This is a genomic window from Streptomyces sp. NPDC057900, assembly GCF_042887885.1.
GTDB lineage: Bacteria > Actinomycetota > Actinomycetes > Streptomycetales > Streptomycetaceae > Streptomyces.
The window spans coordinates 187,350-198,945 of the sequence record NZ_JBHVOI010000002.1 but is presented as its reverse complement, the minus strand read 5'-3'; the positions used below and the strand labels follow the sequence as shown (position 1 = coordinate 198,945).

The window sequence follows — 11,596 nt, the reverse complement described above, 5'->3', positions numbered from 1 at the left end:
CCCCCGGAACACGGGCTCGGACACCGGCGCGGACACCGGCTCAGAACACGAACAGCTCGTTCTCCTTCACACCCTCCAGCTCGTACCGCGTCCCCACCAGCGGCCGGTCCGCGAACAGCCGGATCAGCGTCGCCCCGTCCCCCCGGTAGCGGCCGGGCGGCCGGCCCTCGTGCTCCGTGCCGATGGTCAGCTCCTCACCGCTGTCCTCCAGCCGCGCGACCAGCAGCGGCGTCTTCCGGTGCCGGGCGAAGGGGGCCAGCAGCGCGAGCGCATGCGTCAGCCCCGGGCCCCGGTACGCCCCTTCGAGCCCCCACGCCTCGCGCACGTCCCCGGCGTGGATCCACTCCCCCAGCGCCACCCCGTCCAGCACCCCGCCCGCCTTGGCGATAGCGGCACCCGCCTCCGCCATTCCCCGCTCCAGCTCGTCCACCACCTCCGCGTCCGTCCAGCCGGCCCGCTCCGCGATGTCGCGGTCGTTGCACTCGGGGCTGAACACGTCCGGTTCGAAACGGCTCTCCACCACCCGGTTCAGCACGGAACCGCAGTGCGCGAGGACGTGCCGCACCGTCCAGCCGGGGCACGCGGTGCGCAGGGCGAAATCGCCCGCCTCCGCGGACCGCAGCAGCGGGATGAAGGCGTCTCGCTCGGTACGCAGGAGGAGACCGGGCAGCTCGGGATCACGTTCGTCAGCCATGCCACCAGCCAACCATCCCGCTCCCCGGCGGACTTGGGTATTACGTGAACGGGAGGTCGTAACCTCGGTGGCATGGACGACGACACCGGCTGGGCGCACGAAAGCAGCACCGACGACGCACTCCGCGGCCGGTGGCGGGAAGCCCTCGTGGCCACCCGGCGCGGCGCCGAGGGGCCCGACCCGCTGCCGTACGCGGAGAACCTCCTGGCGCGCTGGGCCGAACCCCAGCGCAAGTACCACACCACCGACCACCTGGCGACGGTCCTGGACCACGTGGACACCCTCGCCGCTCACGCCTCCGACGCGGACGCCGTACGGCTCGCCGTCTGGTTCCACGACGCGGTCTACCGCCCCGACCGGACGGAGAACGAGGAGCGCAGCGCCGTCCTCGCGGAGCGCGCGCTGCCGGAGGCCGGGGTGCCCGCCGCGACCACCGCCGAGGTCGCCCGGCTGGTCCGGCTCACGGTCACGCACGACCCGGCCGCCGGGGACGGCAACGGCGAGGTGCTGTGCGACGCGGACCTGGCGATCCTGGCGTCGCCGCCGAAGGAGTACGCGCGGTACGCGGCCCAGGTGCGCGAGGAGTACGGCTTCGTACCGGAGGACGCGTTCCGGGAGGGACGGGCGGCCGTGCTGCGGCAGCTCCTGGAGCTGCCGAGGCTGTTCCGTACCCCGCACGGGGCGGCCGAGTGGGAGCCGAGGGCCCGGCACAACCTACGCACGGAGCTGGAGCTGCTCGCACACTGAGGTGACCTGCGCCACCGTGGGATCGGGCCGCCGCGCGGCCGGCCGGGGAATGCGGCAGGTAAGCGCGCTGTTAAAACGTGTCATGCCCGACTCTGCCGCTAGCCGCTCGCGTATGCCCCTGGCCGTATACATACTCGGCCTCTCCGTCTTCGCACTCGGCACCAGCGAGTTCATGCTCTCCGGACTGCTGCCGCCCATCGCGGACGACATGAACGTGTCGATCCCGCGCGCCGGACTCCTCATATCCGCGTTCGCGATCGGCATGGTGGTGGGCGCCCCGCTGCTCGCCGTCGCCACGCTGCGGCTGCCGCGCCGCACCACGCTCATCGCGCTGATCTCGGTCTTCGGGCTCGGCCAGGTCGCGGGCGCGCTCGCGCCGACGTACGAGGTCCTCTTCGCGTCCCGCGTGCTCAGCGCCTTCGCGTGCGCCGGGTTCTGGGCGGTGGGCGCCGCCGTCGCCATCGCGATGGTCCGGGTGAACCAGCGGGCGCGCGCCATGGCCGTGATGATCGGCGGGCTGTCCATCGCCAACGTGCTCGGGGTGCCGCTGGGCGCCTTCCTCGGGGAGAACCTCGGCTGGCGCTCCGCGTTCTGGGCGGTCGGGGTGGCCTCCGCGATCGCCCTCGTCGGGGTGGCGACGCTGATCCCCCGTATCCCCGTGCCGGACGAGAAGCCGCAGCTCAAGCGGGAGGTGGGCATCTACCGCGACCGGCAGGTGTGGCTGTCCATCACGATCACCGCGCTCGCGGCGGGCGGGGTGTTCTGCGCGTTCAGCTATCTCGCGCCGGTGCTCACGGACGTCGCCGGCCTCGACTCCGGCTGGGTCCCGGCCGTTCTCGCGCTGTTCGGGGTCGGTGCGCTGATCGGTACGACGATCGGCGGCCGGGTCGCGGACGCGCACCTCTTCGGGGTGCTGCTGAGCGGTATCACGGCGTCCACGGTCTTCCTGGCCGCGCTGGCGCTGTTCGCCTCCAACCAGGTCGCCGTGATCGTGCTCTCGTTCCTGCTGGGCCTGTCGGCGTTCTACACCGCCCCGGCGCTGAACGCCCGGATGTTCAACGTCGCGGGCGCCGCCCCCACGCTGGCCGGTGCGACGACCACCGCCGCGTTCAACAGCGGCAACACCGGTGGCCCCTGGCTGGGCGGCGCGGTGATCGACGCGGACTTCGGGTTCGCGGCGACCGCGTGGGCCGGTGCCGCGATGACCGTGCTGGCGCTGGTGGCGGTCGTGGTCTCGCTGCGGCTTCAGCGCGGCCGGGGCTCGTCGTCCCGGCTGGTGGCGGGCGCCCCGGCCGCCGTACCGAAGCAGTCGCAGGGCCCGGCGGAGGTATGCGCCCCCTCGACGGGCGCCTGAGCGCCGTCACGGCGAACGGCCGAGCACCGGTCGGAACGAACGCCTGAGCGCTACCGGCCCGGCAGCTCGCGCCCCTTCGGGCGGCGCAGGCCCGCCTCCGTGATCCGGCGGACCAGCTCCTTGGAGCCGATCTGCCGGGCCCCGGCCCGTACGGCGTCCTCGTACCGGGCATCCGGCACGTCGTAGTGGTCCCGCTCGAAGGCCCGCGCCGGGCAGCCGATGGACGCGGCGAACGCGTGCAGCTCGTCGAACGAGACGTCGCTGACCAGATGCGACCAGAACCGTCCGTGGCCCGGCCAGTCGGGCGGATCGATGTAGACGGTCACGGGCGCAGTATCCCGCCGAGCGCCCCGACCGGGGCGACCGCGACGGTGGCCTTCGTGCAGACCCAGTGAGGGTCCGGGCCCAGCTCCGGTTCGATGTCCAGCGCGTGCGGGTCGCCCGAGTCGCAGACCGGGCACAGCGGCCACCGGCCGTACTGCTCCAGGAGCGCGTCCTGGACGTCCTGGGCGACGAGGCCGACGACGAATTCCACGCCCTGCGGCCACTGCTCGACCCACCAGCGGCGGTGCGTCACCGCGTCCTCGACCATCGAGACGATCTGCGCCTCCGCCACGTCTCCGGCGGCGAGGTCGGCCATGACGCGTGCGCGGGCGGTGTGCAGCGCCCGCTCCAGGGGATTCAGCTCCATGCGTCCATTGTCCACCTGCCTCGCGGCGCCCCGCCGCTGCCGCCAGAGGTCGGGACCAAAGGGGGGTTGACGGACCCAAGTGTTGAAAATATCTTTCAAAGGTGACCAATGACCTGAAGGAAAGTTTCAGCGCTGATTCGCCGCCCGCCCCGGCAGCCCTCGCCGCCAAGGTGCGCACGCTCGCGCCGTCCATGACCCGTTCCATGCAGCGGGTCGCGGAGGCGGTCGCGGGCGATCCGGCGGGCTGCGCCGCCCTGACGGTCACCGGTCTCGCCGAGCTCACGGGCACCAGCGAGGCCACGGTGGTCCGCACCGCCCGCCTCCTGGGCTACCCCGGCTACCGCGATCTGCGCCTCGCGCTCGCCGGTCTCGCCGCCCACCAGCAGTCCGGCCGGGCGCCCGCCGTCACCGCGGACATAGCGGTGGACGACCCGATCGCGGACGTGGTCGCCAAGCTCGCCTACGACGAGCAGCAGACCCTCGCGGACACCGCCGCCGGGCTCGACACCGTACAGCTCGGTGCCGCCGTGGCGGCCGCCGCGACCGCCCGCCGGATCGACATCTACGGGGTCGGCGCCTCCTCGCTCGTCGGCCAGGACCTGGCCCAGAAGCTGGCCAGGATCGGCCTGATCGCCCACTCCAACATGGACCCGCACCTCGCGGTCACCAACGCCGTGCAGCTGCGCGCCGGTGACGTGGCGATCGCGATCACCCACTCCGGTTCGACCGGTGACGTCATCGAGCCGCTGCGGGTCGCCTTCGACCGGGGCGCGACGACGATCGCGATCACCGGCCGCCCCGACGGGCCGGTCACGCAGTACGCCGACCACGTGCTGACCACGTCCACCGCCCGCGAGAGCGAGCTGCGCCCGGCCGCCATGTCGAGCCGTACGAGCCAGCTCCTCGTCGTCGACTGCCTGTTCATCGGAGTCGCGCAGCGCACGTACGAGACGGCGGCCCCGGCCCTCGCCGCGTCCTACGAGGCGCTGGCCCACCGCCACAACCCCCGCACCCGCTGACCACTGACCACTCAGGCACCCGCACCCGCACCCGCACCCGCAGAACCGTACGAGTTCAAGAAAGCAGAGCCGCTCTCCATGACCTCCATCACCGACGCCGACGCCACCGCTTCCGACGGATACGGCGAGCTGCGCGCCCAGCTCGAAACCCTCACCACCGAGGCGTTCCGCCCCGAGCTGGCCGAGATCGATCAGCTGCCCACCGAGGAAATCGCCCGGATCATGAACGGCGAGGACCAGACCGTCCCCGCCGCCGTCGCCGCCCGGCTGCCCGAGATCTCCGCCGCGATCGACGCCACCGCGGCGCGCATGGCGCGCGGCGGCCGGCTGATCTACGCGGGCGCGGGCACCGCGGGCCGCCTCGGTGTGCTGGACGCCAGCGAGTGCCCGCCCACCTTCAACACCGACCCGGCGCACGTCGTGGGCCTCATCGCGGGCGGCCCGTCCGCGATGGTCACCGCCGTCGAGGGCGCGGAGGACAGCAAGGAGCTGGCCGCCGCCGACCTGGACGCGCTGGGGCTCACCGCCGATGACACCGTCGTCGGCATCTCCGCCTCCGGCCGCACGCCGTACGCGATCGGGGCCGTCGAGCACGCCCGTACCAGGGGCGCGCTGACCATCGGCCTGTCCTGCAACGCGGACTCCGCCCTCGGCGCCGCCGCCGAGCACCCCGTCGAGGTCGTCGTCGGCCCGGAGCTGCTCACCGGCTCGACCCGGCTCAAGGCGGGCACGGCCCAGAAGCTCGTCCTCAACATGCTGTCGACGATCACGATGATCCGGCTCGGCAAGACGTACGGGAACCTCATGGTCGACGTGCGCGCCTCCAACGAGAAGCTGCGCGCCCGCTCGCGCCGGATCGTCGCGCTGGCCACCGGAGCGTCGGACGCCGAGATCGAGACGGCGCTCGCCGCCACCGACGGCGAGGTGAAGAACGCCATCCTCACCATCCTCGGCCAGGTCGACGGCCCCACCGCCGCCACGCTCCTGTCCGCCTCGGACGGCCACCTCCGCGCCGCGCTCGCCGCCGCCCCCCGCACTACCTGACCCCTCCCGCTCCACCCCCCGCACAGCAAGGCACCACGCACCATGGCTACAGAAGACAAGAACCGCGCCACTGCCGCCGCGATCCTTCCGCTCGTCGGTGGCGCCGCGAACGTCAGCTCCATCGCCCACTGCATGACCCGGCTCCGGCTGGGCCTGCACGACCGTTCGCTCGTCGATGACGAGGCTCTGAAGGCCGTCCCGGCCGTCATGGGCGTGGTCGAGGACGACACGTACCAGATCGTTCTCGGTCCCGGTACGGTCGCCCGCGTCACGCCGGAGTTCGAGAAGCTCGTCGAGGAGGGGAAGGCCGCGACCCCGGCGGCCGCCCCCGCCCCCGCGCCGGACCCCTCCGCCCCGCTCACCGCGGAGGAACTGGCCGCGCAGGGCGCCGAGATGAAGGCGGCCAGGAAGGCGAAGAACGCCACGCCGTTCAAGCTGTTCCTGCGCAAGATCGCCAACATCTTCGTGCCGCTGATCCCGGCCCTGATCGGCTGCGGCATCATCGCCGGGCTCAACGGCCTGCTGGTCAACCTGGAGTGGCTGCCCTCGGTCACCCCGGCCCTGGCGGCGATGGCGTCCGGCTTCATGGCGCTGATCGCGGTCTTCGTCGGCTACAACACGGCGAAGGAGTTCGGCGGTACGCCGATCCTCGGCGGTGCGGTCGCGGCCATCATCGTCTTCCCGGGCGTCGCGAACATCGAGGCGTTCGGCCAGAAGCTCTCCCCCGGCCAGGGCGGCGTCCTCGGCGCCCTGGGCGCGGCGGTGCTCGCGGTGTACGTGGAGAAGTGGTGCCGCCGCTGGGTCCCGGAGGCACTGGACGTCCTGGTCACCCCGACCCTGACGGTCCTGATCTCCGGCCTGGTGACGATCTTCGGCCTGATGTACGTGGCCGGTGAGGTGTCCACCGCGATCGGCACGTTCGCCGACTGGCTGCTGTCCAACGGCGGCGCGGGCGCGGGCCTGGTCCTCGGCGGGTTCTTCCTCCCGCTGGTCATGCTGGGCCTGCACCAGGCGCTGATCCCGATCCACACCACGCTGATCGAGCAGCAGGGCTACACCGTTCTGCTCCCGATCCTCGCCATGGCCGGTGCGGGCCAGGTCGGCGCGGCCATCGCGGTCTACTTCCGCCTCCCCCGCAACGAGTCGATCCGCAAGACCATCAAGTCCGCCCTGCCCGCGGGCTTCCTGGGCGTCGGAGAGCCGCTGATCTACGGTGTCTCGCTGCCGCTGGGCCGCCCATTCATCACGGCCTGCGTGGGCGGTGCGTTCGGTGGCGCGTTCGTCGGCTTCTTCAACCAGCTCGGTGACGCGGTCGGCTCCACCGCGATCGGCCCGTCCGGCTGGGCCCTGTTCCCGCTGCTGGACGGCAACCACGGCCTGGGCGCGACGATCGCGATCTACGCGGGCGGCCTGGTCGTGGGCTACCTGGCCGGTTTCGTCGCCACGTACTTCTTCGGCTTCAGCAAGGACCTGCTGACGGAGTTCAACGTGTCCCAGGAACCGTCGGCGTCCCCGGGTTCGGCCCCCGGTCCGGTCGTGCCCACGAGCAGCACCACCGGCTCCGACGCCCCGGCGAAGGCCGCTGCCGGGGTCTGAATCCGGGAGCGGGGTCCGAAACCCGCGCACGGCACAGGGCGGCATCCGGCATCCGGGTGCCGCCCTCACCGTTGTGCGCCCCGGCTCGGGGAGACGGCAGCTCAGCCGGCGGGCTGGTACGCGTCGCCCGTCACGGTCACCTCGCGGCCCGCTCCCGTATCGGTCGACGTGGAACTCAGGCAGCTGCCCGAAGCGGGGTCGGTAACGGTGGGCAGGCTGCCCGTGTACGACGTACCGCCCTCCCGCCCCACGGGGTGGCCGTAGGTGACCGTGACCTGCTGCGAACAGCCTGCGGACAGATACGGTTCGAGGAATCCCTGGTCCGAGGGCTTGAAGCGGCCCGAGGCGGCGGGCAGCCGGAAGCTGCCGATGTGCGCCACATGTGCCCCGGTAGCGGTGTTGACCACTTCGCCGTTCATCAGCTGTGTGCTGCCGTCGTCACTCACCCGGTCCAGGACGATGCCGTACATCGTTCCCTTGGTGTACGGGAACTGGACGGCGCAGCTGACACCCGCCCCGCCGTCGGCTCCGTAGTTGCAGTTGGCGTCGGTGGTCGTCGCGTCCGCGTTGAACGAGCTGAATACGGCCTGGAGCATGGGCTTCCCTCCTACGGCGGGCTTGGGCTGGAAGCCCGCGTAGGGGCGGGTGCCGCTCTCCAGGGTCGTGTAGTACGCGAAGTAGATGCCGGACGCGTCGGGTGCCGCCTCGAACGACATCGGGAGGGTCAGTTCCGTGACCGGGGTGGGCGCGCCCGTCGTCCAGCGGACCGTTGGCGTGGATGCCCAGCTCTGACCGGCCGCCCCCAGGATGAGCAGTGCGGCGGCACCGGCGGCCGTGGCAAGGCGTAGGGGCTTCATCGTGTCTCCTCGGTTCGGTGGTGCGGTGGGTGGTGACCGCGCTGCGGGCAGGACGACAACGGCCGTACGGGGGCCCGGAAGACCTGCGGCGTCGAACCTCGCCAGCATGTAAGCGGTTGCCCTCAACTCGCAAGAGGAGGAGGAAAGTTACTGTCTTTTACTATGGTGGCCGACTGAAGCGTGGCAGTAACCGCTCACATAGGAACGGAGAGCCGTTCACCGCACTGACGGATGAGGGCGCCACCCCAGGCCGGGGTGGCGCCCTCATCCGTCACCGGTCAGAGCGGGAACCCGTCCGTGAGCAGCGTCGTGTCGAAGGGCGCGGGCAGCCCGAGCGGCTTGCCGAACGGCACCGCCTCCGAGCGCTTGTACGTACCGTCCTCGTTCGGCTCGGTGAACAGCGTGCTCATCGCCCCACGCGTGTCGAACCGGTCGATCAGCAGATACATCGGCACACCCGCACGCGCGTAGGCGCGGTACTTCTTGGTCCGGTCCTCCCGGGCGTTCCCCTTCGACGTGATCTCGACGATGAGGAGCGCTTCGGAGGCGTCCATGGGATCGGCGGCCTCGGGGTCGGCTCCGTCGATCAGCTCGGCCGGCATGACGACGAGATCGGGAACGTACAGCTTGTCGAGGGGCGCCACATGCACGCCGAGAGTCTGGTAGACGCCCAGCTCGTCGGGCAGATTCGCGTAGAGGCGGCGCTGCACCTTGGCGGCGATCCCGCTGTGACGCGCATACGGCGGCGGCACCAAGCAGATCCGTCCTTCGTCGATCTCGGCGCGCCACCCCTCGGGCACGTCCAGTCCCTGCCAGGTACGCAGCAGGTAGTCCCACGGCCAGCCTTCGGAATCCTGCTCCTGCTCGACCATCGCGGCGGTCATCGCGAGTCCCTTCTTCTGAGGCTCTCCGGGAAGCGTAGATCGACAGTTTCCGCAACGCAGTGCCGCTTACCTCCCGTCCCACGATCGGGTTACGGACGCACCGAGCAACCCGCTCCGATCAACGTTCGGAGGCGACCGGCTCGGGCGGCCGGACCGGCCGTACGGTCACCAGGGCGATCCCCGCACAGCACGCCGCCAGGAGCAGCACCTCGGGGAGGGACGGGGCGGGGGCGGTGTCCAGGGCCCAGTCTCCGAGCCGGACGGTGAAGGGGACGGCCAGTTGGACGGCGGCCGTGAAGACCGGGCCGCGGAGCAGGATGAGGCGGTGCTGTACGAGGTAGGCGGGGGCGTAGACGACCGCGCCGAGCACCACGATCCCGCCTGTCGCGGCGAGCGTCGGGGGGTGGGCGATCAGCGCGGGCAGGGCCATGGGCAGCAGCAGGCAGCTGGCCGCCGCGAGCAGTACGGGCAGGACGGCCAGCGGCGGCAGCCCGGAAAGGCGGTCCCGGTACAGGAACCCGTACACCGCGAACGCCACCGTCGCGGCCGCCACCAGCAGCAGCCCCACCGCGTCCAGGTCCCCGGCGTCCGCGCCCAGCGCCGCGTATCCGGCGGCCGCCGCGCAGGCGATGACCGCGCCCAGCGCCTTGCGGGGCCCGGACCGTTCGCCGAAGCACAGCGCGCCGACGGCCACGGAGGCGCACGGCATCAGCGCGACCACCAGGTTCGTCAGGGAGGTGCCGATGCGCGGGATGGCGAGCAGTGTCCCGGCCGCGTACCCGGCGAAGCCGAGCAGCCCCAGCAGCCAGACGGTCCCCGGCCGGGCTGCGGCCCGCCGCAGGTCCGCCCGGCCGCCGGCGCTCGACGCGGCGACAGCGGTGAGCACCAGACAGCACACGGCGGTACGGCCCACCGCGACGATCAGCGGATCGGTGCCGGTGACCAGCGCGCCGGACAGCAGCCAGGTACCGGAGAGCAGCAGGACGAGAACGGCAGGCATCACGCGTCCTTTTCACGGGCGGAGAAGAGCGGACGGCCCCTCCCCGGCCGAGAGGCCCTGGCTGGGGGGCCGCCGGGAACGGTACGGCAACCGCCCCCTGTGCCCCTCAGGCCGGGTCGGCCTTCTTTCCCGGCAACGCGGCGACCAGGACCGCGCCGAGCACCAGCAGGGCGGCGGTGACGGTGAGCGCGAGCGAGAAGCCCTCGGTCGCGGCGGGCAGCGGACCCCGCCGCGCGGCCAGGGCGTCCGCGCGGCGTGCGGCCACCGCGACGAGCACCGCCACCCCCACCGCGCCGCCGACCTGCTGGACGGAGCTGAGGACGGCGGACCCGAGCCCGGCGTTCTCCTCCGTGGTGCCCGTGAGCGCGGCGACGGCCAGGGCGGGCAGGGTCAGCCCGCAGCCGAGGCTCGTGAGGACCATGCCGGGCAGCACCCCGGAGGCGTAACCGGCGTCCGGTGTCACACCGGACAGCAGCAGGATTCCGGCCGCGCTGATCAGGAACGAGAGGACGAGCGCCGGGCGCGTCCCGAGCCGGGCCACGGCCCGGGAGGAGAGCCACATGCCCGCCAGGATGCCCGCGCAGTACGGCAGGTAGGCGACACCGGCCGTAAGGGGGCGATAGCCGAGCACGGTCTGAAGGTGCACCATCAGCAGGAAGGCCATCGCGTACATGGCGGCGGAGAACAGCAGCGTCGCCCCGTTCGCCACCGCGCGGAACCGGTTGGCCAGGAACGCCAACGGCACCAGCGGCTCGGCGGTCCGCGCCTCCACCACGACGAACGCGGCGGCGAGGACCACGGCCAGCACCAGCGGCCCCACCCCGCCGACGTCCCGCCATCCCGACTCCCCGGTCCTGAGCAGCCCGTAGACCAGGGACACCAGGGCGCCGGTACCGAGGACCGCGCCGGGTACGTCGAGCCGTCCCGCCCGCCCGGCCCGGCTCTCGGGAACCAGGCGCGGGAGCAGCACCAGGGTCACGAGGGCCACCGGCAGGTTGATCAGGAAGATCCAGCGCCAGGACGCGAGACCGGTCAGCGCACCGGAGATCACCAGGCCCGCCGTCCCGCCGAGACCCGCGATACCGCCCCAGACGCCGAACGCCCTGGCCCGCTCCCCGGGACCGGGGAACAGCAGGGAGATCATCGCCAGCGCCGCCGGGGCGGCCATGGCCGCCCCCGCACCCTGGACGAACCGCCCGGTGACGAGCTGCCACGGCTCCTGCGCGAGCCCGCAGAGGAGACTCGCCGCACCGAACAGCGCCACCCCGGCCAGGAACACGCGCCTGCGGCCCAGCAGATCCGCCATCCGGCCGAACAGCAGCAACAGGCCGCCGAACGCCAGGAAGTAGGCGTTGACGACCCAGGACAGACCTGCGGCGCCGAAACCCAGCTCATCGCGGATGCTGGGCAGCGCGACACTCACCACGTTGTCGTCCAGGACGAGCATGAACTGTAGGAAGCACAGCACCACCAACGCCGGTCCCCTACGCGCGGAAACGGCGTCGCTGCCGGTGCCGTTGCCGGACGTGGTCGAGGTGGATACGGATGTCATGCCGGGTGTCCCGTCGTCGTGAGCGGCTGTGCCGGGGCCGGCGGCGCCGGACGGGGGGAAGCTCCAGCTGTGACCCACTCGCTCGGCACGCGAACGACGCTATGCACGGGCACCTCTGGCCGCTACGGGCTACGGGGCCATGGCATAACGCGTTGGGG

12 protein-coding genes are annotated in these 11,596 nt (G+C 72.3%); 5 read left to right on the top strand and 7 right to left on the bottom strand.

Annotation, left to right across the window (positions count from 1 at the left end):
- Nucleotides 1–40: 40 nt before the first annotated feature.
- The gene (locus ACFVQ0_RS08040; RefSeq protein WP_390085756.1) at nt 41–694 is read right to left on the bottom strand and encodes a maleylpyruvate isomerase family mycothiol-dependent enzyme; all 654 of its coding nucleotides are present in this window, start codon (nt 692–694) and stop codon (nt 41–43) included.
- A 72-nt stretch (nt 695–766) separates the two neighbouring features.
- On the opposite strand from ACFVQ0_RS08040, the gene ACFVQ0_RS08035 reads away from it, so the two are divergent.
- Nucleotides 767–1,441, top strand: coding sequence for a hypothetical protein (locus ACFVQ0_RS08035; protein WP_390085754.1), 675 nt, complete (start codon nt 767–769; stop codon nt 1,439–1,441).
- Nucleotides 1,442–1,553: 112 nt separating this feature from the next.
- The gene (locus ACFVQ0_RS08030) at nt 1,554–2,795 is read left to right on the top strand and encodes a Cmx/CmrA family chloramphenicol efflux MFS transporter (RefSeq protein ID WP_390085752.1); all 1,242 of its coding nucleotides are present in this window, start codon (nt 1,554–1,556) and stop codon (nt 2,793–2,795) included.
- A gap of 50 nt (nt 2,796–2,845) precedes the next feature.
- Here ACFVQ0_RS08030 and ACFVQ0_RS08025 read toward each other — a convergent pair whose 3' ends face one another.
- Complete coding sequence (locus ACFVQ0_RS08025) at nt 2,846–3,121, bottom strand: DUF4031 domain-containing protein (protein ID WP_390085750.1); 276 nt, start codon at nt 3,119–3,121, stop codon at nt 2,846–2,848.
- The gene (locus ACFVQ0_RS08020) at nt 3,118–3,486 is read right to left on the bottom strand and encodes a hypothetical protein (protein WP_390085748.1); all 369 of its coding nucleotides are present in this window, start codon (nt 3,484–3,486) and stop codon (nt 3,118–3,120) included. The genes ACFVQ0_RS08025 and ACFVQ0_RS08020 overlap by 4 nt, the downstream gene beginning before the upstream one ends.
- Nucleotides 3,487–3,587: 101 nt before the next feature.
- On the opposite strand from ACFVQ0_RS08020, the gene ACFVQ0_RS08015 reads away from it, so the two are divergent.
- The 3 genes from ACFVQ0_RS08015 (at nt 3,588) to ACFVQ0_RS08005 (ending at nt 7,145) form a co-directional block, all read left to right on the top strand.
- Nucleotides 3,588–4,505 carry a MurR/RpiR family transcriptional regulator gene (locus tag ACFVQ0_RS08015; protein WP_123460791.1) on the top strand — a complete coding sequence of 306 codons (918 nt, stop codon included), beginning with the start codon at nt 3,588–3,590 and terminating at the stop codon, nt 4,503–4,505.
- Nucleotides 4,506–4,583: 78 nt separating this feature from the next.
- On the top strand, nt 4,584–5,549 hold the full coding sequence (gene murQ / locus ACFVQ0_RS08010) for an N-acetylmuramic acid 6-phosphate etherase (RefSeq protein ID WP_390085746.1): 966 nt from the start codon (nt 4,584–4,586) through the stop codon (nt 5,547–5,549).
- A 42-nt stretch (nt 5,550–5,591) separates the two neighbouring features.
- Nucleotides 5,592–7,145, top strand: coding sequence for a PTS transporter subunit EIIC (locus tag ACFVQ0_RS08005; protein ID WP_390085744.1), 1,554 nt, complete (start codon nt 5,592–5,594; stop codon nt 7,143–7,145).
- A gap of 101 nt (nt 7,146–7,246) precedes the next feature.
- On the opposite strand, the gene ACFVQ0_RS08000 is transcribed toward ACFVQ0_RS08005, so the two are convergent.
- The 4 genes from ACFVQ0_RS08000 to ACFVQ0_RS07985 all read right to left on the bottom strand — a co-directional run bounded on the left by ACFVQ0_RS08000 (nt 7,247) and on the right by ACFVQ0_RS07985 (nt 11,438).
- Nucleotides 7,247–8,002 (bottom strand): hypothetical protein, encoded by a 756-nt coding sequence (locus tag ACFVQ0_RS08000; RefSeq protein ID WP_390085741.1) that lies wholly within the window; start codon nt 8,000–8,002, stop codon nt 7,247–7,249.
- Nucleotides 8,003–8,280: 278 nt separating this feature from the next.
- On the bottom strand, nt 8,281–8,886 hold the full coding sequence (locus tag ACFVQ0_RS07995) for a Uma2 family endonuclease (protein WP_390085738.1): 606 nt from the start codon (nt 8,884–8,886) through the stop codon (nt 8,281–8,283).
- Nucleotides 8,887–9,004: 118 nt separating this feature from the next.
- Nucleotides 9,005–9,886 carry an EamA family transporter gene (locus ACFVQ0_RS07990; protein ID WP_390085736.1) on the bottom strand — a complete coding sequence of 294 codons (882 nt, stop codon included), beginning with the start codon at nt 9,884–9,886 and terminating at the stop codon, nt 9,005–9,007.
- Between the two features lie 106 nt (nt 9,887–9,992).
- The gene (locus ACFVQ0_RS07985; RefSeq protein ID WP_390085734.1) at nt 9,993–11,438 is read right to left on the bottom strand and encodes an MFS transporter; all 1,446 of its coding nucleotides are present in this window, start codon (nt 11,436–11,438) and stop codon (nt 9,993–9,995) included.
- Nucleotides 11,439–11,596: the final 158 nt, after the last annotated feature.

Coding starts and splice junctions, on each gene's coding strand:
- ACFVQ0_RS08040 (WP_390085756.1), bottom strand. CDS start 694: ATGGCTGACGAACGTGATCCCGAGCTGCCCGGTCTCCTCCTGCGTACC.
- murQ (WP_390085746.1), top strand. CDS start 4,584: ATGACCTCCATCACCGACGCCGACGCCACCGCTTCCGACGGATACGGC.
- ACFVQ0_RS07995 (WP_390085738.1), bottom strand. CDS start 8,886: ATGACCGCCGCGATGGTCGAGCAGGAGCAGGATTCCGAAGGCTGGCCG.
- ACFVQ0_RS08005 (WP_390085744.1), top strand. CDS start 5,592: ATGGCTACAGAAGACAAGAACCGCGCCACTGCCGCCGCGATCCTTCCG.
- ACFVQ0_RS08000 (WP_390085741.1), bottom strand. CDS start 8,002: ATGAAGCCCCTACGCCTTGCCACGGCCGCCGGTGCCGCCGCACTGCTC.
- ACFVQ0_RS08035 (WP_390085754.1), top strand. CDS start 767: ATGGACGACGACACCGGCTGGGCGCACGAAAGCAGCACCGACGACGCA.
- ACFVQ0_RS08020 (WP_390085748.1), bottom strand. CDS start 3,486: ATGGAGCTGAATCCCCTGGAGCGGGCGCTGCACACCGCCCGCGCACGC.
- ACFVQ0_RS07985 (WP_390085734.1), bottom strand. CDS start 11,438: ATGACATCCGTATCCACCTCGACCACGTCCGGCAACGGCACCGGCAGC.
- ACFVQ0_RS08030 (WP_390085752.1), top strand. CDS start 1,554: ATGCCCCTGGCCGTATACATACTCGGCCTCTCCGTCTTCGCACTCGGC.
- ACFVQ0_RS07990 (WP_390085736.1), bottom strand. CDS start 9,886: ATGCCTGCCGTTCTCGTCCTGCTGCTCTCCGGTACCTGGCTGCTGTCC.